We start from the raw sequence: 20,732 nt of genomic DNA, 5'->3' as shown, positions 1-20,732 counted from the left end.
GGCGAAGGCCAAGCCGAGACATGTCGCCAGTCTCCAATGGTCTGGTCGGAGCGCCGCCACCCATAAAAAACAGCGGGGATTTCTCCCCGCTGTCCACGTTCATTCGGCGTTTTCAGTGCATCGCCATCGCGGAGCCTGTAGCCCAAGCACGGCGACAATCACGATCTCAGTAATGCACCGACTGGGAATCGATTGGCGTCGTCTTCGGCGGAGCGAACTTCGTCAGGTCGATGCCCTCGACGGCGGAACGATACTCCTCGATGCTCGGCGTACGGCCCAGAATGGCGGACAGCACCACGACCGGGGTCGAGGCCAGAAGCGATTCACCTTTCTTTTCGGCACTGTCTTCAACGACACGGCCCTGGAAGAGACGCGTCGAGGTTGCCAGAACCGTGTCACCCTTCGCCGCCTTTTCCTGGTTGCCCATGCACAGGTTGCAGCCCGGGCGTTCCAGATAGAGGATGTTTTCGTATTCGGTCCGGTTCGTTGTCTTCGGATTGATATCATCGAATTCGAAGCCGGAATATTTCTGCAGGATTTCCCAATCCCCTTCCGCCTTCAGCTCGTCGATGATGTTGTAGGTCGGCGCGGCAACGACGAGCGGAGCCTTGAATTCGACCTTGCCTTCGGTCTTTTCGATGTTGCGCAGCATCTGCGCGACGATCTTCACGTCGCCCTTGTGCACCATGCACGAGCCCACGAAGCCGAGATCGACCTTCTTCGTAGCGCCATAATAGGAAACCGGACGGATCGTATCGTGCGTGTAGCGTCTCGAAACGTCGTTGTTGTTGACGTCTGGATCGGCGATCATCGGTTCGTTGATGACATCGAGATCGACGACGACTTCAGCGAAATATTTCGCATTCGCATCAGGCTTCAATGCTGGAACTTCACCGGAACGGATCTCCGCAATGCGCTGATCCGCCTTCGCAATCAGGCCTTTAAGCGTCTGTGCGGCATTGTCCATGCCCTTGTCGATCATGATCTGGATGCGCGACTTGGCGATCTCCAGCGACTCGATCAGCGTCTCGTCTTCGGAAATGCAGATCGACGCCTTGGCCTTCATTTCGGCCGTCCAGTCGGTGAAGGTGAAAGCCTGGTCGGCAAGCAGCGTTCCGAGATGAACTTCGATGATACGGCCCTGGAACACGTTGTCGCCGTGCTGCTGCAGCATCTGCGCCTGCGTTGCGTGCACAACGTCGCGGAAGTCCATGTAGGGCTGCATCGTGCCCTTGAAGGTGACCTTGACCGACTGCGGGATCGGCATGGTCGCCTCGCCCGTGGCGAGCGCAAGCGCGACGGTTCCGGAGTCCGCACCGAAGGCGACGCCCTTGGACATGCGGGTGTGGCTGTCGCCGCCGATGATGATTGCCCGGTCATCAACGGTGATGTCGTTCAGCACCTTGTGGATCACGTCCGTCATGGAGTGATAGACGCCCTTCGGATCACGGCCGGTGATGACGCCGAAATTGTGCATGAAGGCCATGAGCTTCGGCGTGTTGGCCTGAGCCTTCTTGTCCCAGACGGACGCCGTATGGCAGCCGGACTGATAGGCGCCGTCCACCAGCGGCGAAATGACGGTGGCCGCCATCGCTTCCAGTTCCTGCGCGGTCATCAGACCGGTCGTATCCTGCGAGCCGACGATGTTGACCTTGACGCGAACGTCGGAGCCGGCGTGCAACACCTTGCCAGGCGTCACGCCAACGGCGTTGCGGTTGAAAATCTTCTCGACGGCCGTGAGGCCCTGGCCTTCGATCGAAATTTCCTTGTTCGGTGCAAAGACAGGGGTCGCCTCGACGCCAAGCGTTTCAGCGGCAAAAGTCTGGAGCTTCTTGCCGAAGACGATGGCGTAGGAGCTGCCCGCCTTCATGAATTCCATCTTCTGGGGCGTGAAGGACGAAGCGAGGTCGACCAGCTCGGTGCCGTTTTCGTCCCGCAGCTTGCGATTCTTGGCGTCGATCTTGAGGACCGTGCCGGTCTCGACCGAATATTTCTGCTCAAGGATGGGGTTGCCGTCATTGTTGAGGATCGGCTTGCCGTCTTCACCGAGCTTCTTCACCCAGTTCTTCAGATTGATGCCGATGCCACCCGTCACGTCGACGGTGGTGGCGAAAATCGGCGAAATGCCGTTGGTGCCCGCAACGATCGGGGCATAGTTGACGAAGGGCACGTACGGGCTGGCCTGCTTGCCGGTCCACAGCGCCACGTTATTGACGCCCGACATGCGCGAGGAGCCAACGCCCATCGTGCCCTTTTCAGCGATCATCATCACCCGCTTGTCCGGATGCTGCTTCTGCAGCGCGACGATTTGCGCCTGCGCTTCCGGCGAGATCATACACTGGCCGTGCAGCTGGCGGTCGGAGCGCGAATGCGCCTGATTGCCGGGAGACAGGAGGTCGGTGGAAATATCGCCTTCGGCGGCGATGAAGGTGACGATCTTGATCTCGTCTTCGACATCCGGAAGCTTGGTGAAGAATTCGGCCTTGGCGTAGCTTTCCAGCACGGCCTTGGCGATGGCGTTGCCGGCCTTGTAGGCATCCCGCAGGCGGAACATGTCGGCATCGTAAAGGAAGACCTGGGTCTTCAGCACTTCACCCGCCTTGGAGGCGATTGCAGCATCGTTGCCGAGCGCGATGTCGAGCAGCACCTTGATCGACGGGCCGCCCTTCATGTGCGACAGCAGTTCCAGCGCGAAGGTCGGGGTGATCTCAGGGACGATGACGTCGCCGAGGATGATCTGCTTCAGAAACGCAGCCTTCACGCCGGCGGCGCTCGTGGTTCCCGGCAATGTGTTATAGATGAAAAACTTCAGGGCATCGGCGCGGTGTTCGCTGCCTGCATCCTTGATCAGTTCGATGATTTCGGCGGTCAACGCACCGTCATCGATCGGCTTGGGCGCGAGACCCTGTGGTTCTCTGCTTTTGATTTCAGCCAGGTAATCCAAGTAAAGGTTCATCGCAATCCCAACGTCATGATGTCTATGGGGCCGAACACAGCGTCACCGAACGGTACTGTTGATCGGCCCGGGTTTCTATCGATTTCGAGTACGCCAACCGGGGCCGGCTGACAAGATGTCGCATTTCAGTAAAAAACTCGTAGACGGGATTTAGCGTCGATCCTGTGCTTTGCAACCACGTCGCGACACCTTTGATTGTGGCGGATGCTGCATTTCAGCCAGTGGTTTTTCAGGCATCCCTCATTAAGAATTTATTAACCAAATCGGTACGAGTATTAGATTATTCTAATTACCCGTTATTGGAGTAATTCCATGTTGCGCATCGAAAAATCATCAGCGCAGCAGCTTGGGGAGGCAGCATGAAGTTTGCAGCATCAGGCTATTTGTTATCATTTGCGGCGCTGGTTCTCACCCCGGCATCCGGCGTCGCCCAGGTCGCTACGACGAATTTCAACGTCCAGATCACCATTCAGGCCGCATGCCAGATCAATTCTGCCGGCAACCTTGATTTCGGCACGAATGGTGTGATCGGCAGCAATATCGATGCGACCAGCGACATTGTCGTGCAATGCACGGCCAGTACCCCTTTCAGTCTCGGCCTCAGCGCCGGCGCCGGCTCGGGCGCGACGGTCGCCAACCGTCTGATGACATCGCCTGCGGGTGCGACCATTTCCTACTCGCTTTATACAACTGCGGCACGTAGCACGGTGTGGGGGAACACCGTGGGAACGGACCGGCAAACGGGAACCGGAACCGGGGCGCCGCAGACATTCACGGTCTATGGGCGCGTTCCTGCCCAGACGACACCCGCGGTCGGCGTCTATACCGATACGGTGACGGCCACGCTCAACTACTGATCGCCACAGGGAGGATCGCGCATGCGTGTTTTTACCTTAGCGGCTGCGTTTTTTGCCGGTTTGAGTGTTTCACCTTCACAGTCTGCATCGCTACGGGTCGCACCCGTGCTTCTGGATCTGAAAGCGCCCACGGCGGCCTCCAGCCTCCGCATCTGGAACGATGCGAAAACCCCGATCAACGTTCAGGTCAGGATATTCCGCTGGACCCAGCAGAACGGGCAGGACGTCTATACGGCGGCGCAGGACGTCGTCGCCAGCCCGCCGATGACGCAACTGAAGGGAGGCGCGGAAAACCTCATCCGCATCGTCCGCCTTTCCAAGGCGCCGCTCAGGGCCGAAGAGAGTTACCGCGTCATCGTCGACGAATTGCCGCCGGCGGGAAGACCGCAATCCGGCACGGTCAATCTGGTGGTGCGCCACTCCATACCCGTTTTCTTCTCACCCGCCTCCACAGGCGACGCAGAACCGGCCTGGAAGATAACGCCGCAGGGCAATGGCTACCGGGTCTCGGTGTCCAATACGGGCGCAAAGAGGATAAGGATCGCCAACCTGATGCTTTCCGGTAGCAACGGGCAGGCGCTTGCCCGGCAGCAGGGGCTGGTGGGATATGTGCTTGGCGGATCCGCCGCAAGCTTTGTGGTTCCGGCAACGGGCCGCAAGAAAGGCGGCGGCACGCTGAAGATTTCGGCAGACAGCGAAGGCGGCCCCGTCAATGCGACGGCGCGCGTCTCGGGCGGCTGATCTTGCCGTTTTGACGATTGCCGCTCTGACGGTCATTTCATCGGGCAGTTTCTCCGTGGCGCAGGATATTCCCCCTGCGGCGCAACCGGCCTCTTTTGCCGCAAAAGAAGCGGGACAGTTGCAGCTCGAAGTCTACATCAACGATGTTTCGACAGAACTGATCGCCACATTTCGTCAAAACGACGCCGGATCGTTTCTCATCGAGCCGGAACAGCTCACGAATATCGGGATTTCCCCGGTTGAAAGCGCTGCCGGCGATGATGGCTGGATCGATATTTCCCGGCTGCCGGATGTGGTGCCGCGCTACGATGAAGGCAGCCAGTCCATGCATTTCACCCTGCCGATGGCGGCGCGGGCGAACAGGGTGATCGACGCCTCCGGCAAGATTGCGCAGAAGCAGGACGAAGAGACCCGGGAAAAGGCCACGAGCGATTTTGGAGGTCTGGTGAATTACACGATCTATGGTTCCTCCGGCGGCAACAAATGGTCTGATATCGCCGATTTCAACGGCGTCTCGGCCCTTTTGGAAAGCAGGGCCTTCGGTCCGCTCGGCGTGCTGTCCTCATCGCAGGTTCTGAGCACATCGCGCCTGTCGGAGTTCGATACCCAGCGTCTCGATACCACCTGGAGCTATTCGGACGAGGACACGTTGACGAGCTATCGGGCCGGCGATCTCATCACCGGCGGGCTGAGCTGGACACGCCCGACACGGCTGGGCGGCCTGCAGATACGCCGCAATTTCGACCTGCGTCCGGATATCGTCACCATGCCGATGCCGGAATTTGCCGGCTCCGCTGCCGTGCCCTCCACCGTCGACGTCTATGTCAACAATGTCCGCCGCCTGTCGCAGGATGTTCCCGAAGGGCCGTTCTCGATCACCAATCTCCCTGTCATCAGCGGCGCGGGCAATGCGCGGCTGGTGGTGCGGGATGCGCTGGGGCGCGAAACCGTGTCCGAAACGCCCTTTTATGCTTCACCGGATCTGCTGGCGCAGGGCCTCATCGATTTTTCGGCCGAACTTGGCTTTGCCCGGCGCAATTACGGAACCTCGTCCTTCGATTACGATGACAAACCACTGGGGTCTGCGACGCTGCGTTATGGCGTGTCGGACAGTCTGACGCTGGAAGGCCATGCGGAAGGCGGTGAGAATTTCTACAATATCGGCTTTGGCGGCGTCTTCACCCTTGGAGCGCAGGGATTGGCGGCGGTTTCGGGCGCATCGAGCCGCTTTGGCGCGGAAAGCGGTTATCAGCTTTCCGCAAGCGTCGAAGCGGAATTGCTGGGGGTAAAATTTCACGCACGGTCGCAAAGGACATTCGGCGATTATCACGATATGGCCTCCGTCTCCGCCGACCTGTCCGATATCCGCACGGCATCCGGGCTGCTGAGCGCGCGGCCGCCGCGTGCACTCGACCAGATTTCCGTTTCCACCCAGCTCGGTTTCGATGAGACCAGCCTCAATTTCTCCTATACGGAACTCGAAACCTTCGATGAAAGGCGATCCCGGCTGCTCGGCCTTTCCGCCACGCGGCCGTTCGGCGAGAACGGCAATATCTTCATCACCGCCTACAAGGACCTCGAGGACAACAAATCCTACGGCATCTTTGCGGGCCTCTCCTGGTCGTTCGGCGGCGGCGTCTCCGGCTCGGCCGGCATGTCGTCGGATGCGGATGGATATTCGCTGACGGCTGAGGTCGGCAAATCCGAAGAGCAGGCCGAGGGAAGTTATGGCTGGCGTTTGCGCGGCTCGACCGGCGGCAACGACATCGCCTCCGCTTCCGGCAGTTACCGCGGCAGCGCCGCACGCGTTTCGGCCGGCGTCGATCAATTTAACCGCACGACGCAGGCCTATGCGCAGATCGAAGGATCGATAGCGCTCGCCGGCGGCGATGTCTTTGTCGGCAACCGGATCGACGACGCTTTCGCCGTGGTGGATGCGGGCGCGCCCGGCGTCGATATCCTTTTGGAAAACCGCCCCATCGGCCAGACCAACCGCCGCGGCAAGATATTGCTCCCGAACCTGCGTTCCTATGACGTCAACAACATCACGCTCGACCCGAGCAATCTTCCGGTCGACGCCCGCATCGACCGGACGAAACAGACCGTCAGGCCGACACAACAGGCCGGCGCGGTGGTCAATTTCAAGGTGGAAACCGAGGGGCAGGTGGCGCTGGTGACGCTGAAAGACGAGAGCGGCGAATTCATCGAAACCGGATCGACCGGCAAAATCGACGGCAAGCGCGATTTCATCGTCGGTTATGACGGACAGGCCTATCTCGACAATATCAGCGAGACGCATCGGCTCCGCATCAAACAGCCGACGAAGGGCGAATGCGAAGCGCAGATCACCGTGCCTTCTGCCGGCAATTCACGCGCAACTTTCGAAACCCTATGCAGGAGCATTCCATGAAGGTCCTGACCCGTACCGCCCTTGCCATCGCCGCTTTCCTCCCGGCTTCACCGGTACTGGCGCAAAGCTGCACCTTCAGCATGTCGGACATGAATTTCGGCTTCGTCAATCTGGCAAGCGGCAGCGCCGTGGACACGACGGCGACATTGTCAGTCACCTGCTCCAACCCCCTGTCGCTGGCGCTTTCCATCCGCATCTGCCCCAACATCAATGCCGGAAGCGGCGGGCAGTCGGGCGGCATCCGTCGCATGCTTCAGGGCAGCAACATCCTCAATTACCAGCTCTACCAGAACTCGGCGCGGACAACCTCATGGGGATCGGTCACGCAGCCCGCACTCGGCTCGCCTCCGCCAATCGACATGGCACTGCCGCTCCTGATCAACACCACGAGCCGCACGGTCTATGGCCGGATCAACGCCGGTCAGGCCTCGGCAGCACGCGGCCTTTATCTTTCCAGCTTCGCCGGCGCGGAAACGAGCTTCACCTATACGACCTTTACCCTGCTTGCACCGAGCTGCTCTTCCGTGAACCAGAACCCCACGCAGGTGCCGTTCAACGTGTCGGCCGCAGTGGCGCCGACATGCATCATCTCGGCCCAGAACATCGATTTCGGCAGTCACGGCGTGCTGAACACGGCAGTCAATGCGACCGGAGCGATCAATCTGACCTGCACCACCAATCTGAACTACAGTGTGGCGCTCAATGGCGGCCTGAGCAACAGCCCGCCCGCCGCGCGCCAGATGGTGCAGGCGGGCGGATCGATAACCTATGGTCTCTACCGCGACGTGAACCGCACGAACGTCTGGGGAAGTGCGGCGGGCGAGATAGCCACCGGCACCGGAACGGGCAGCCTGCAGACATTGACCGTCTATGGCCGCGTCCCGGCGCAGAACACGCCAGCGCCGGGAAACTACTCCGATACGGTCGTCGTGACGGTGAACTACTGAGCGCCCGAACGCATCTCTGACTTCCCAAGTTCCAGCCGCGTTTCGATGCCAATGGCGGCGAGGAAGGCCTCATCGTGGCTGACCACCAGCAAGGCGCCGTCATAGGCCTGAAGGCCAGCCTCCACGGCCGCGATGGAATCGATATCCAGATGGTTGGTCGGTTCATCGAGGATCAACAATTGCGGAGGCTGCGGGCCTCCCAGAACACAGGCGAGACCGGCCCTGAGCATCTGCCCGCCCGAGAGCGTTGAAACGATCTGCAAGGCGGCATCGGCACGAAACATGAAGCGCGCAAGCGCGGAGCGGCAGGCATTCTCCCCGGCCTTAGGGTTAAGCCGAAGGAAGTTGTCGCGAATGGACAGGCTCGCATCGAGCAGGCTGACCTGCTGGTCGAGAAACACAGCCTTCACCCCGACATGCACCGCCCCTTCGAATAGCGGCAAGTCCCCCGTGATCACCGAAAGCAACGTCGTTTTTCCAGACCCGTTCGGACCGGTGACGGCAACGCGTTGCGGCCCGATGATCTCGAAGGACAGATCGTGAAGCACGGGATGTTCGGCCTGATACCCTGCAGTCAGATTTTGCAGGCTGAGCACGGTTTTTGTCGCGTGCAGCCCGCTGGGCGGCAATGTTACACTGACCCCCTGCAGGATTTCGATCCGCTCACGCGCCGTCTTCAGGTCTTCCGTCGCCTCGGCTGTCAGGCGGCTGGCCAGATTGGCGTTGTCGCCACTCGTCTTTTCGGCACGCCTTTTCATCGCACCGACAAGGATACGCGGCATGTCTCCCCTCGCCGCTTTTGCAGCACCCCTGCTATCGCGGCGGGCCTTGCGCTCAAGCGCCTCCTGCGACCGGCGTTTTACCTCGGACAGACGCTTTTCCGCATTCGCGAAGTCCTGTTCGGCGGCGGCCAGCTCCAGCGCTTTTTGTGCGCGGTACTGGCTCCAGTTGCCGCCGTAACGGGTGGCGCCGAGCGTGGTCATTTCCACAATCGCATCGAGGGTTTCGAGAAGCTCTCGATCATGGCTGACGACGATCGCTCCGCCGCGCCAGCCCGCCAGAAAATCGGCAACGAAAATGCGTCCGTCCCGGTCGAGATTGTTGGTCGGTTCGTCGAGGATCAGGAAATCCGGCGCTGCATGAATTTGAGCGGCAAGTGCGGCCCGCGTGCGCTGTCCACCGGATAGCGCCGAAAGCGGCGTGGAGGGCAAGGCGTCCAGCCCGACCTGCGCGAGCGCCCCGGCAATTTTCTCCTCCAGCATCCAGTCGATGCCTTCAAGCTCTTCCAGAGTGGCCGTTCCCGCCTGCGCACGGGCAAGCACGTCCAGCGCCTCGCCCGCTTCGAACAGGTCGGCGACGGTCTCGTCGGACACAACCTGCACGCTCTGGCGCAGGAGATTGACGCTGCCCGAGACGGACACCGTGCCCGCGGACGGCGACAGTTCGCCGGCGATCAGTTTCAGAAGCGTCGTCTTGCCGACACCGTTGCGCCCGACGAGGCCGGTGCGTTCGGGTCCGAAGCGAAGATTGATGTTAGAAAAGAGCGGATGACCGTCGGGTGTCGACCACGAGAGGTCCGAGAGAGTTATGGAATGCGGCATGGATATGGGTTCCCCTGATGACAAGGCGTTGCGGCTTTGTGATCGGGTGGAAATCCATGGTTCACCGTCCTGTTGGTGTTGCGCAGAACACGCCCATACGCGAAAAAAGCGGCGTGTTCGTGGCGCGGGGTCAATGTTCGGGAAGGGAACGCCGGGAGGATACCCCCGGCGTTTGGTTTTTTTCAGGCCACCAGGCCCTTGGTCAGCTCCAGCGCCTGCCGTTCGAACAGCCGGCGGTAGATGCCGTCGTTGAGGCGGATCAGCGCCTGATGGTCACCCTCTTCGACAATCCTGCCCTTGTCGAAGACCAGCAGCCGGTCCAGCGCCCTGACGGTGGAAAGCCGATGGGCGATGACGAGCGTGGTGCGGCCGACCATCAGCCGCTCCATCGCCTGCTGGATTTGCACTTCGCTTTCGCTGTCGAGGCTGGAAGTGGCCTCGTCCAGTATCAGCACCGGCGCATCCGCAAGGAAAGCACGGGCGATGGCGACACGCTGACGCTCGCCGCCGGACAGCTTGACACCGCGTTCACCCACCATCGTCTCATAACCCTTGGGAAGGGACATGATGAAATCATGGGCGCTGGCCTGTTTCGCCGCCTGCTCGATCTGACGCCGCGTGGCGTCCGGCCGGCCATAGGCGATGTTTTCCGCCAGCGTGCGGTGGAACAGGATGGGCTCCTGCTGCACGATGGCGATCTGGCCGCGCAGGCTCGATTGCGTGACGCCTGCGATATTCTGGCCGTCGATGCGGATCGCGCCCGACTTGATGTCGTAAAGCCGCTGGATGAGCTTGACGAATGTTGTCTTGCCCGAACCGGAATGGCCGACCAGACCCACCCGTTCACCGGCCTTGATGGTGACCGAAAAGTCATCGTAAAGCGGCGTTGGATGCGCGCCATACTGGAAGGTGACGTGATCGAAGACGATCTCGCCCTTTCCGATCCTGATCGGTCCGGCATCCGGCCTGTCTTCGATGCCGAGCGGCATCTTGTCCAGCAGCACCAGCTCTTCCATGTCGTTGACGGCGCGTTGCAGGTTGCGGATATCCTGCCCCACATCGCGCAGATACCCCTGCAACACGAAGAACATCGCCAGTACGAAGGTAATGTCGCCCGGCGTCGCAAGCCCCTTTTGCCACATGATGAGGCCCGTGCCCAGAATGCCGGCCTGCATGGAGACCATCATGAAGCTCTGGATCGTGCCGTTCAGCGTGCCACGCTTCCATGTCCTGCGCGTGCGGTTATCCCACTTCACCAGCACATGGCCCAGCCGCGTTTCTTCGCGGGTCTCGGCACCAAAGGCCTTGACCACCGAATTGCAGCTGATGGCATCCGCCAGCGCGCCGCCAAGTCTGGTATCCCAGGCATTGGCAAGCCTTGCCGCCGGCGACACATACCCCATGGAAAGGCCGACCGTGACGCCGATATAGATCAGCGATCCGAGGCCGACAATCAGGCCCATGACCGGCCAGTAGCTGCCGAGCACGATGGTGGCGCCCACCAGCATGACGATGGAAGGCAAAAGCGCGACGAGCAGCAGGTCGTTGAGCGAATCCAGCGCCCACATGCCGCGCGTGATCTTGCGGACCGTGGAGCCGGCGAAGCTGTTGGCATGCCAGTCGGTGGAGAAACGCTGCACCTTGTGGAAGCCGTTATTGGCGACATCCGCCATGATTTTCAGTGTCAGCCGGATGATGCCGTTGAAGATGAACCAGCGCAGCACCACGCTCACCAGCCCCAGCGCCACCACGATGACGAAGGCGCGCAGCGCCTTGTCTGCCCCGTTGCCACCGGCAATGGCATCGACGATCTGGCCGGAAAAGACCGGCACCATCACTTCGGCCAGCGTGCTGGCAATCACCAGAACGATGATGAAACCCACCAGCGCCGGCCGATGACGCCAATGGTTGAAAACAAAGCCGAGCACATGTCGATAGGCATCGGCGCGGAAATCGAGCTTCTTGCGAGTCATTTTTACCAGCCCAGCGCCCTATAATCGGCGACCGGTCCTCAAAACGGAAGTTGGATGGCACAGCCCGGGCGGGAGACGAAGTGATCCCGTCAGATCAATCGGGCTATGGGGGAAAGTAAAACCGCATGTCGGGCGCGCTCAAGGCGGGCCGCGAATGGATATGACCTAGTGTCGGGTCATTCCCTGCGGGAGGGTTTCGAAGAATGCTGGTGTCATGCAACGCCTCCCTTTGTTCGATCTGACGCGGTAGTGAAATTTGTAACTCAGCGGTTGAAGCTTGCCAAGCGGGTTTTTGCAACCGGCTGGTGAGTGATGCGGAATCGCCACACCGGCCGGGTGCGACAACATAAATCGTGGCCGATGCGACAGCGGCATCGGCCACGGCTTTGTCAGGTCCTTATTTCCGCAACCGGCAGGATGTGCGGCGGAAAATCGGAATGGTATCTGCCGTTACCGGTCAGTCCATCTGCACATTCGCATCCTTGACCACCGGTCCCCACTTGGCGATTTCCGCCGCAACGTGGGTTTTCAGCTCATCAGGCGAAGAGGCGACGATCTTGGCGCTGAATTCCGCCATGCGTCCGGCAACCCCCGGATCGGCAAGCGCCTTCTTGGCGGCGGCATTCAGCTTGTCGACCACCTCAGCCGGTGTGCCGGCAGGCGCAAAGAGCGCATTCCAGGTGTAGGTCTCATAACCCGGCACCGTCTCGGCGATTGTCGGCAGATCCGGGAAGGACGAGGCGCGCTCCTTGGTCGTGACGCCGAGCGCCCGCAACGTGCCGGATTTGATATGTCCGGACGAAGACGGCAGATTGTCGAACATGATGGAAATCTGGTTGCCGAGCAGATCGTTAAGCGCCGGGCCTGCGCCCTTGTAGGGAACATGCTGCATGCTGACACCGGCCATGCTCTTGAACAGCTCGCCGGAAAGATGCAGCGGGGTGCCATTGCCGGAAGAAGCATAGGCATGCTTGTCCGGCTCGGCCTTCAAGAGAGCAATCAGTTCCGCCACGCTGTTGACGTTGAGCTTCGGATTGACGACCAGCACATTCGGCACCACCACGAGCAGCGAAACTGGCGTAAAATCCTTTTCCGGATCGTAAGGCTTGGTCTTGAGAATAAGCGGGTTGAGAGCGTGGGTGGCCACCGTGCCCATCAGGATCGTGTAGCCGTCGGGATCGGCGCGGGCCACGCGGTCAGCGCCGAGATTGCCGCCGGCCCCGGCGACATTTTCAACGACGATCTGCTGGCCGAGCTCATCACCCATCTTCTGTGCGATAACACGCGCGACCACATCGGTAGAGCCGCCCGCCGCGAAAGGAACGACCAGAGTAATCGTTCGATCGGGGAAGCCCTGCTGCGCGACCGCAGCCGTTCCCAGCATGCCGAAAGAAACCGCCGCAGCGGCAAGTTTCAGCACCATGCGCCGTTTTGAAGACCGGTAAATCATGAACCCTCCTGTAACATGGCCTCCTCGCCATGGGCGCATAGTAGCTCAAATGCACCTCAGGGCAACCCGCAGGCGGCCGGCCACTCCCTGCAGGTTTCAGGAGAAAGAGGATCGTTATGATTTCAGGCGCTCTTCGACGACCCGCCAATTGACCAGCTTGTCGAGCACGGCGCGAATATGGTCGGCCTTGCGATTTTCATAATCGACGTAATAGGCATGCTCCCATATGTCGATGCCGAGATAGGCTGGGCGACCGACAGCGACGGGATTTTTGCCGTCCTCATATCCGATCAGCGCGAGCCGGTCGTCATCGCCGCGCGTGAGCCAAACCCAGCCGGTGCCGAAGACCGTATCGGAGACATCGACCGCACGTTTGATGAAACCATCATAGCCACCGAAGGTCTCCTCTACCGAAGCGGCGAGATCGCCGGTCGGCCGGTTCGGCCCGCCCGGTACGAACTGATCCCAATAGGCGACATGGTTCCACGCCTGTGCGGCATTGTTGAAGATCTTGACGTCCGCCGCCTCTTTGGACTTGGCGGATTTCGTCACGATATCCGCCAGCTCCATGTCGGCATAGGGCGTGCCGGCGGCAAGCGCATTCAGCTTGTCGTAATAGGCCTTGTGGTGTTTTCCGTAATGAAGACCCACCGTTTTCGCCGAAATCACTGGCGCGAGATCGGCCTCGGCGAAAGGAAGTTTGGGCTGCGTCAAGGGCAGCGCGGCACGCGCGACGTGCGGGTGGGGAAAGATTGCAGCGGCGGCGGTTGCTGCGCCGGCGGTGAGAATGGTGCGCCTGGTGATGTCCATCGTATCCTCCTTATGAACGGTGATACGGCACTAACCCCGAACTGCCGTCCGGGTTTCCTCACATTGAAGGCAATTCTGTCTAAGCCCATGCTGATTTGCAGCGGGGACGCTGTATTCACACCCTCCCCGAGGGTCGATGGACCTCACCGACCCATATGAGAAAGGCCCTCTCGACGTGGAGAGGGCCTTGCCCGATCAGTATCGATAATAATCGCGACGATCGCGGTAGTCGCGATAATCTCTGCGGTCGCGCCACTCACGCCATTCCCGTCTGGCCTGACGCTCGCGCCATTCACGGCGAGCTTCCCAGCGGTCGCGCCGGTCCCAGCCGCGCTCATAACGCGGTCCGTTCGGACGGCAATAGCCGCGCGGGGTCAAATGGAAGCCGCGTCCGCAGGCATAATCCACCTTTTGAATGTGGGATGCCGAAGGTGCAGACGGTTGACCGACAGGCATGGCGTTGGCGCCGGTGCCGAACAGGGCGCCGAGAATTAATCCGGCGGTTAGAATCATCTTGCGCATCTTATCTCCCTCCTTGTGGGATGAGAGGATTTAGCGCCCCGCCGGGTGAACTGCGGCTGAATGAATCGTGATCTTTTCGTGGCGGCAGGCCACAGTTACGCCGAACATTCCGGCCGCCGGAGGGAACCCAGCGCAGCTTTGGACATTTACCGGTGCAAGCCAAAAAAAGGGAGAGCACCAATGGATTGGAACCGCGTTGAAGGCAACTGGAAGCAGATGAAGGGCAAGGTCAAGGAGCAGTGGGGCAAACTCACTGACGACGACCTCGACGTCATCAACGGCAAGCGCGAACAGCTCGAAGGCAAGATTCAGGAGCGCTACGGTTACGAAAAGGACCGGGCCAGGAAAGACATCGACGACTGGTATGGACGTCAGCCCTGGTAAGACAAGACCCCGCCTCGGCGGGGTTTTTCTTTGCGGAAGATTCTCCGGTCAGCTGGCCGCGGCCAGAACGGCAGCAATAACGATCAGCAGAGGCCCCATCCATTTGAAGTGACGAACAACCGGCGGCTGATTGACCGTGTTTTTTGACAACGGCAGATAACCGAAGCCGACACATGTCATCCACAGGCCGGCAAAGAACATGATAAATTCGTCGATATAGGCTGCGATCATCGCTCCCCTCCCTCCAATCCAATCGCGATCACTCTATCTGCCCGACAACGCCTTGTGTAGGGCCTGCTTTCGAACGGCCACCCGGACAGTGTGCGCCGGCGGTGCTGTCGGCAGCAACCGTCACGAAAGCGTTATGGAAAGACATTAGAACCGCCGCCGGCCCGTTCAAAAAATGCACGGCTGTGCAACGACCGGCCAGAGCCTTCCCCATCTTTCCCGGGGTCAGCGCTCAGCAGTTCCACTCGCGCCGAAAACATCGGAGACATAGATGAAACGCCGCACCTTTATGATGTCCGCCGCAGGCGCCGCCGCCGGTCTCGCCCTTGCACCGCGCATGAGCTTCGCCGCTCCGGGCACGATCGACTGGTACACCAGTTCGGATACGAATATCCTCGATTTCTGGTCCAATACGATCAAGCCCGCCTTTGAAGCCGCCAATCCCGGCCTGAAGCTCAACCTCGTCGATGCCGGCGACAGCGCGGGCATCACGGCCATCGGCGAGCGCGCCATCGCCGCAAAGCAGACGGGCACCGATCCGCAGGCCGATTATTTCGAAACGGCCGATCCGCTGCTGCCCACCGGCGGCATCGATGCCGGCATCTATGTGAACATGGCGAAAGCCGGCCTCTCCAACTATTCGCGCGTCAACCCGCTTGCCATCCGCAGCGAATACAGTCTGCCCTATCGCGGCAGCCAGGTTCTGCTCGCCTATGACACCAGCAAGCTCAAGCCGGCGGATGCACCGAAGACCTGGGATGAACTCGTCAAATGGATCAAGGCCAATCCCGGCCAGTTCGTCTATAACCGTCCCGACAAGGGCGGCTCCGGCGGAAACTTCGTCCGCCGCGCCATCCATCAGGCCAACGGCCTCGACCCCAAGGCCTTCACGGTCGACAATTACACCCAGGAAGCCGGTGACAAGGCTCTCGGCAAAGCATGGGCGCTGTTGAACGACATCGCCCCGTCGCTCTATGACAAGGGCGCATATTCCTCCGGCAACACACAGTCGCTGCAGCTGCTTTCGCAGGGCGTCGTCACCATGACCCCTGTCTGGTCCGATCAGGTGCTGAAGGCCATCGATCAGGGCGTTCTGCCGCAAGAAACCGGCCTCGTCCAGCTTCAGGATCTGGCGCTTTGCGGTGATTTCTCGCGCGCCGTGGTGCTTGCCAACGGCGCCAATCGCGATGCTGCCCTGAAGCTCGCCAATTTCGTGCTGTCGGAAGAAATCCAGGGCGCGATCCTCACCGAACTCGGCGGTTTTCCCGGCGTTTCCTGGGACTATGTGCCGGCCGAACTGCGCAAGCGTTTCGCCGACATCATCCCGCAGACCATTCCGACCTTCCCGGCCGGCAAATGGGAAACCGCCATCAATGATGGCTGGTATCGCAACGTCGCTCCCAACGTCGACCGCAAGTCGTGACCGAGGTTGCGGAAGGAGCGGTTCGCCCGCTCATCGACAATACGGCAGGCAGGAGGCCAGTCGGCCTCCTGCTCGTCGCCATCCCCGTGTTCCTGATGATCTGGCTTGTCATCTGGCCTGCCATCAACGCCATCGGCCGCACCGTCTGGCGCACCGGAGCGAACGGCGAGACGGGTTTCGATCTTTCAAGCTACGGCTTCTTCTTCTCGGACCGCTACAGCCTCGACAATCTTGCCGTGACGTTGTGGACGACAATGGTCTGCGCGATACTCCTGCTGGCGATCTGCCTGCCGATCGCGCTCTACCTGCGCTTTTCGCAAGGCCGCCTTTCGGCTTATGTGCAGGCGCTCGCCATCTTCCCGATGTTCGTGCCCTCGATCATCCTCGCCTTCGCCTTCATCCGCGTTCTCGGACCCAACGGCATGGTGGACATATTGCTCAATGCGGTCGACCTGCCGAAAATCCGCACGCCCTATCTCACGCCGTGGGGGCCGGTCATCGGTCTCGTCTGGGACAATATTCCGCTGACCGTTCTGATCCTGCTCGCAGGGCTTGGCAGCGTCGCCAACCAGTCGGTGGAGGCGGCGCGGGATGTGGGCGCAAATGCGCTTCAAGTCTTCTGGCACATCATCCTGCCGCGCATTTCCAATTCCATTCTGGTGGCGCTTTCCTTTTCGGTGCTCGGCATTTTTTCCTCCTTCACCCTGCCCTATCTTCTCGGACCGGCCTCTCCCGAAATGCTCGGCCCCTTCATGCAGCGCACGCTGCGCGAAGTGCAGGATCCCATCGGCGCCATGACCCAGGCCGTCATCGCTTTCGGTTTCTGCATCGCATTCGGCCTGTTCTACGTGCGTTCGGTCGCACGCAACCAGGGGAAATGACATGACGACCCTCACGCCGGCGCAAACGCGCATGGACTGGCCCGGCATATTTTTCGCCACCCTTCTCACCGTCGCCATCGTCGGGCCGCTGCTTGTGGTGGGCACCTGGGCATTCACCGAGGTCTGGCGTTTTCCCAACGTCATTCCCCAGCAGTTCGGTTTCCGCTTCTGGGGCCAGACGCTCGGCCGCGCCGATGTGTGGAACGCGCTGATGCTTAGCCTGCGGCTGACGACTGTGGTAACGCTGCTTTCGGCGGTGATCTGCCTTCCCGCCGCCTATGCCTTTGCGCGCATGAGCTTTCCCGGCCGCAACCTGCTGTTCTTCTCCTTCCTTGCCGGCCACGCCTTCCCGAAATTCGGGCTTCTGGTCGCGATTGCCGCCATTTTCCTGCAGCTCAACCTCATCGGCACCTTCTGGGGCGTCGTTCTCATCCAGCTCGTCGGCACGCTGATGTTCATGATCTGGATTCCCGTGGCGGCATTTCAGGCCGTCGACCGACGCATGGAAGAGGCGGCCCGCGATGTTGGCGCCAGTCCGCTCAGGGTCTTCTGGTCGATTACGCTGCCGCAGGCGGGACCGACCATCGCCGCCGCCGTGCTGCTGAGCTTTGTCGGCACTTTTTACGAGACGGAAGGCGCATGGCTGATCGGCGCGCCGGGCATCCGCACGATGCCGGTGCTGATGATCAGCTACATCAACAACCAGATGGTCATCCAGTATGGCGCGGTCCTGTCCGTCCTGCTCTGGGTGCCGTCCTTCATTGCCCTCATGTTCGCCCGCCGCGTCATCGGTGGCGGCGCATTCGCCCGCGGTTTCGGCGGTTAGGAAATCATCATGTCCGTACTTCACATCCGCCAGGTCACAAAAACCTATTCCGGCGGGACAAAGGCAGTCGACAGCTTTTCGCTCGATGTCGCCGATGGCGAACTCGTCTGCCTTCTCGGCCCCTCCGGTTCTGGCAAGTCGACGCTGCTGCGCATGGTCGGCGGCTTCGAGCAACCGACGGGCGGGCAGATCACCATCGATGGCGAAGATGTCACCCACCTGCCGCCAGAGCGGCGGCCGACCGGCATGGTGTTTCAAAGCCACGCGCTCTGGAGCCATATGAACGTTTTCAAAAACCTCGCTTTCGGCCTCAAGCTGCGCCGCATGCCGGCTGCCGTCATCAGAGAGAAAGTGGAGGCGGTGCTCGAACTCGTCGGGCTTGCCGGTTATGGCGAGCGCGCCACCAGCCAGCTTTCCGGCGGCCAGCAGCAGCGCGTGGCGCTCGCCCGCTCGCTGGTTCTCGAACCGAAAATACTCCTGCTCGACGAGCCCTTCGCCAGCCTCGACCAGCATCTGCGCGAGCGGCTGCGGGAAGAGGTGCGCGATATTCAGCAGCGTCTCGGCATCACCACGCTGTTCGTCACCCACGGTCAGGATGAGGCCCTCTCCATGGCCGACCGCATCGTCGTGATGGCGAACGGCAAGACCGAACAGATCGACCGGCCGAACGTCATCTACCGCGAACCGCAGACCCCTTTCGTCGCCGGCTTCATCGGCACCATGAACTTGATAGAGGGCGCGGTTTCAGACGGAACCTTCATGCGCGCAGACTTCACCCTGCCGCTCCCCGTCTCCGACGGACCGGCCATTCTCGCCGTTCGCCCGGAAGCCATCGATCTGACGATTTCCGAAACGCCGGAAGCAAATGTGCACCGGGTGACGGATTATGGCACCCACGGCCTTGTCGACCTCGATCTCGCCGATGGTACACGGATCAAATCCATGGTCGCCCACCCGGATATGTTCCAGACGGGACAGGGCGTACAGATTTCGCCCCGTGCCGTCACGGCCTATCGCGACAACCGCCCAATCTACCGGAGCTGACATGAACCAGCCGATCCTTATCGACCGCGACGGCCACAGAACATGGCTCAAATGGCATCGCGCCCGCCGCCGCGCTGACGATCCGGTCTTCACTGGCGAGCGCATCATCGAGGCGATGCGGCTCGGTGCAAGCATCGAGGTCGATCTCGTCATTCACGCCGATCACGGCTGCGCCGTTTTGCATGACCTGACGCTGGAGCGGGAGACCACCGGCACCGGCCGGGTGCGCGACACATCCGCCGCCACCCTGCGTCAGCTCCACCTGCGCGACAATGACGGCCTGCCCATCGATGCGAAGGTAATGCTGCTCGAAGACCTTTGCGCCCTGCTTGCCGAGGGCGCCGTTCATCCTGACGCCCTGCTCCAGCTCGATTTCAAGGAAGACCGGCAAGCGCTTACTCCGCAGGTGGTCGCCGGCTTCGGGGCGAGCGTTTCGCCAATAGCAAAGTCCGTGATCCTGTCGGGCGGCGATTTCGACGCCATCGCCACGCTTGCCGGCTCAGCCCCCGACCTTCGCACCGGATATGATCCCTGCCATCGCGGCACGCTAGCCGCACTGAAGGCAAGCGGAGACTATCCGGGCTTCATCGAAGACGCCCTTGCCACAGCACCCGATGCGGACATGATCTACCTCGCCCACGAGATCGTGCTTGCCGCCGAGGATGCCGGTGTCGATATCATCGCCCCCATCCATGCCGCCGGTCGTCGGGTCGACGCCTGGACGATCAACAGCGTCACACCGCAATCCATAGAACAGGTGAAACGCCTCCTGCGGCTTAAGGTGGACCAGATCACCACCGATGATCCGGAAGGGCTCGCCGAGATTTTCAGCCGATGACAGTCAATTACAGCGCCATCCTCGACCACATGGTCGCCACCGCCCGCGAAGCCGGCGCATTGACGCTCGACCATTTCAGGCGCTTCCGCGACATTGAGATCGGCGTCAAGGGACCGGGGGACTTCGTTTCCGATGCAGACAGGGATTCCGAAACGCTGATCCGCGACCGTCTGCTCGGGCAATATCCCTGGGGACTGACCGGCGAGGAATTCGCGCCCGTCGAAGGGGCGGATCAGGATCACCGCTGGCTGGTCGACCCCATCGATGGCACCACCAATTTCCTCTTCGGCCAGCACTATACCATCACCATCGCGCTTCGCCGCGGCAATGAAACGATCTGCGGGCTGGTCTACAATCCCGTTTCCGACGAGATGTTCACCGCGATCAAGGGAGACGGCGCCTATCTCAACGGCGAGCGCCTGCGGGTCAACGCCAGCACCGATGTCGCCCTGATGTGCGTCGGCACCGGCCTGCCCACGCCCAATCTCCAGCTTTATCCCGGCGCCTATCAGCGCCTCGACGCCATTCGTGCGCCCATCGGCGCGGTCCGTGTGGTCGGCAGCGCCGCCAATTCCTGCGCTTACGTCGCCTGCGGCCGGCTGACCGGCTATTACGAGGAAACGGGCTTCGTGGACACGGCAGCCGGCATTCTGCTGGTGCAGGAGGCCGGCGGCATCGTGACCGACTGGTGGGGCCGCGGACCGGAGTTCTATGAAAAGACCGGTACGCTGATCGTCGCCAATGCCGCGACCCATGCCTATCTCATGGAGCACCTGCGCGGCGTTCCGCCCAAGAACCCCGCATAACGGCTTCCTCTTCGGAGCATCCATGCCGCAACAAT

18 protein-coding genes are annotated in these 20,732 nt (G+C 61.0%); 11 read left to right on the top strand and 7 right to left on the bottom strand.

Translation table 11 applies throughout. The annotated features are described in order from the left end of the window. Window positions 1–166 precede the first annotated feature (166 nt). Window positions 167–2,956: a bifunctional aconitate hydratase 2/2-methylisocitrate dehydratase gene (locus F3H58_RS13275; RefSeq protein WP_149742515.1), complete on the bottom strand. Its 2,790-nt coding sequence runs from the start codon at window positions 2,954–2,956 to the stop codon at window positions 167–169. 359 nt (window positions 2,957–3,315) lie between these two features. Between F3H58_RS13275 and F3H58_RS13270 the strand changes: the two genes are divergently transcribed. From F3H58_RS13270 to F3H58_RS13255, 4 genes are read left to right on the top strand one after another with little or no spacing between them, the layout of a single operon-like run. Further along, entirely contained in the window at window positions 3,316–3,813 is a 498-nt protein-coding gene (locus F3H58_RS13270) for a Csu type fimbrial protein (RefSeq protein ID WP_149742514.1), read from the top strand. Between the two features lie 21 nt (window positions 3,814–3,834). Continuing rightward, window positions 3,835–4,554, top strand: coding sequence for a fimbrial biogenesis chaperone (locus F3H58_RS13265; protein ID WP_149742513.1), 720 nt, complete (start codon window positions 3,835–3,837; stop codon window positions 4,552–4,554). After that, window positions 4,526–6,964, top strand: a complete 2,439-nt coding sequence (locus F3H58_RS13260; protein ID WP_149742512.1) for a fimbria/pilus outer membrane usher protein — start codon at window positions 4,526–4,528, stop codon at window positions 6,962–6,964. The genes F3H58_RS13265 and F3H58_RS13260 overlap by 29 nt, the downstream gene beginning before the upstream one ends. Then, window positions 6,961–7,911 carry a Csu type fimbrial protein gene (locus tag F3H58_RS13255; protein WP_125146242.1) on the top strand — a complete coding sequence of 317 codons (951 nt, stop codon included), beginning with the start codon at window positions 6,961–6,963 and terminating at the stop codon, window positions 7,909–7,911. Before F3H58_RS13260 ends, F3H58_RS13255 begins: the two co-directional genes overlap by 4 nt. Here F3H58_RS13255 and F3H58_RS13250 read toward each other — a convergent pair. The 5 genes from F3H58_RS13250 to F3H58_RS13230 form a co-directional block, all read right to left on the bottom strand. Continuing rightward, complete coding sequence (locus F3H58_RS13250; RefSeq protein ID WP_149742511.1) at window positions 7,905–9,512, bottom strand: ABC-F family ATP-binding cassette domain-containing protein; 1,608 nt, start codon at window positions 9,510–9,512, stop codon at window positions 7,905–7,907. The genes F3H58_RS13255 and F3H58_RS13250 overlap by 7 nt on opposite strands. Window positions 9,513–9,694: 182 nt before the next feature. Then, entirely contained in the window at window positions 9,695–11,485 is a 1,791-nt protein-coding gene (locus tag F3H58_RS13245; RefSeq protein ID WP_149742510.1) for an ABC transporter ATP-binding protein, read from the bottom strand. 457 nt (window positions 11,486–11,942) lie between these two features. Then, a complete protein-coding gene (locus tag F3H58_RS13240) occupies window positions 11,943–12,935 on the bottom strand; it encodes a Bug family tripartite tricarboxylate transporter substrate binding protein (RefSeq protein WP_149742509.1) in 993 nt (330 codons plus the stop codon). Window positions 12,936–13,049: 114 nt separating this feature from the next. After that, window positions 13,050–13,745, bottom strand: a complete 696-nt coding sequence (locus tag F3H58_RS13235; protein WP_149742508.1) for a superoxide dismutase — start codon at window positions 13,743–13,745, stop codon at window positions 13,050–13,052. A 195-nt stretch (window positions 13,746–13,940) separates the two neighbouring features. Beyond that, complete coding sequence (locus F3H58_RS13230) at window positions 13,941–14,267, bottom strand: GCG_CRPN prefix-to-repeats domain-containing protein (RefSeq protein ID WP_020810616.1); 327 nt, start codon at window positions 14,265–14,267, stop codon at window positions 13,941–13,943. A 180-nt stretch (window positions 14,268–14,447) separates the two neighbouring features. On the opposite strand from F3H58_RS13230, the gene F3H58_RS13225 reads away from it, so the two are divergent. Next, window positions 14,448–14,651, top strand: a complete 204-nt coding sequence (locus tag F3H58_RS13225; protein WP_080858073.1) for a CsbD family protein — start codon at window positions 14,448–14,450, stop codon at window positions 14,649–14,651. A gap of 48 nt (window positions 14,652–14,699) precedes the next feature. On the opposite strand, the gene F3H58_RS13220 is transcribed toward F3H58_RS13225, so the two are convergent. Further along, a complete protein-coding gene (locus tag F3H58_RS13220; RefSeq protein WP_149742507.1) occupies window positions 14,700–14,882 on the bottom strand; it encodes a hypothetical protein in 183 nt (60 codons plus the stop codon). A 268-nt stretch (window positions 14,883–15,150) separates the two neighbouring features. Here F3H58_RS13220 and F3H58_RS13215 point away from each other — a divergent pair, with 268 nt between their 5' ends. Genes F3H58_RS13215 through F3H58_RS13190 form a run of 6 tightly spaced genes read left to right on the top strand, consistent with a single transcriptional unit; the run spans window position 15,151 to window position 20,697 of the window. Then, a complete protein-coding gene (locus F3H58_RS13215) occupies window positions 15,151–16,302 on the top strand; it encodes an extracellular solute-binding protein (RefSeq protein WP_003521661.1) in 1,152 nt (383 codons plus the stop codon). Next, entirely contained in the window at window positions 16,299–17,183 is an 885-nt protein-coding gene (locus F3H58_RS13210; protein WP_149742506.1) for an ABC transporter permease, read from the top strand. The genes F3H58_RS13215 and F3H58_RS13210 overlap by 4 nt, the downstream gene beginning before the upstream one ends. 1 nt (window position 17,184) lies before the next feature. Next, window positions 17,185–18,009, top strand: coding sequence for an ABC transporter permease (locus tag F3H58_RS13205; protein WP_149742505.1), 825 nt, complete (start codon window positions 17,185–17,187; stop codon window positions 18,007–18,009). Window positions 18,010–18,018: 9 nt separating this feature from the next. Continuing rightward, the gene (locus tag F3H58_RS13200) at window positions 18,019–19,053 is read left to right on the top strand and encodes an ABC transporter ATP-binding protein (RefSeq protein WP_149742504.1); all 1,035 of its coding nucleotides are present in this window, start codon (window positions 18,019–18,021) and stop codon (window positions 19,051–19,053) included. 1 nt (window position 19,054) lies between these two features. After that, window positions 19,055–19,891 carry a glycerophosphodiester phosphodiesterase gene (locus F3H58_RS13195; RefSeq protein ID WP_149742503.1) on the top strand — a complete coding sequence of 279 codons (837 nt, stop codon included), beginning with the start codon at window positions 19,055–19,057 and terminating at the stop codon, window positions 19,889–19,891. Next, window positions 19,888–20,697, top strand: coding sequence for an inositol monophosphatase family protein (locus F3H58_RS13190; protein ID WP_149742502.1), 810 nt, complete (start codon window positions 19,888–19,890; stop codon window positions 20,695–20,697). Before F3H58_RS13195 ends, F3H58_RS13190 begins: the two co-directional genes overlap by 4 nt. Window positions 20,698–20,732: the final 35 nt, after the last annotated feature.

It is taken from the genome of Rhizobium sp. NFACC06-2 (genome assembly GCF_900101425.1).
GTDB lineage: Bacteria > Pseudomonadota > Alphaproteobacteria > Rhizobiales > Rhizobiaceae > Agrobacterium > Agrobacterium leguminum.
Note: the sequence above shows the minus strand (reverse complement) of the source record. Positions and strands in the feature narration are given on the sequence as shown.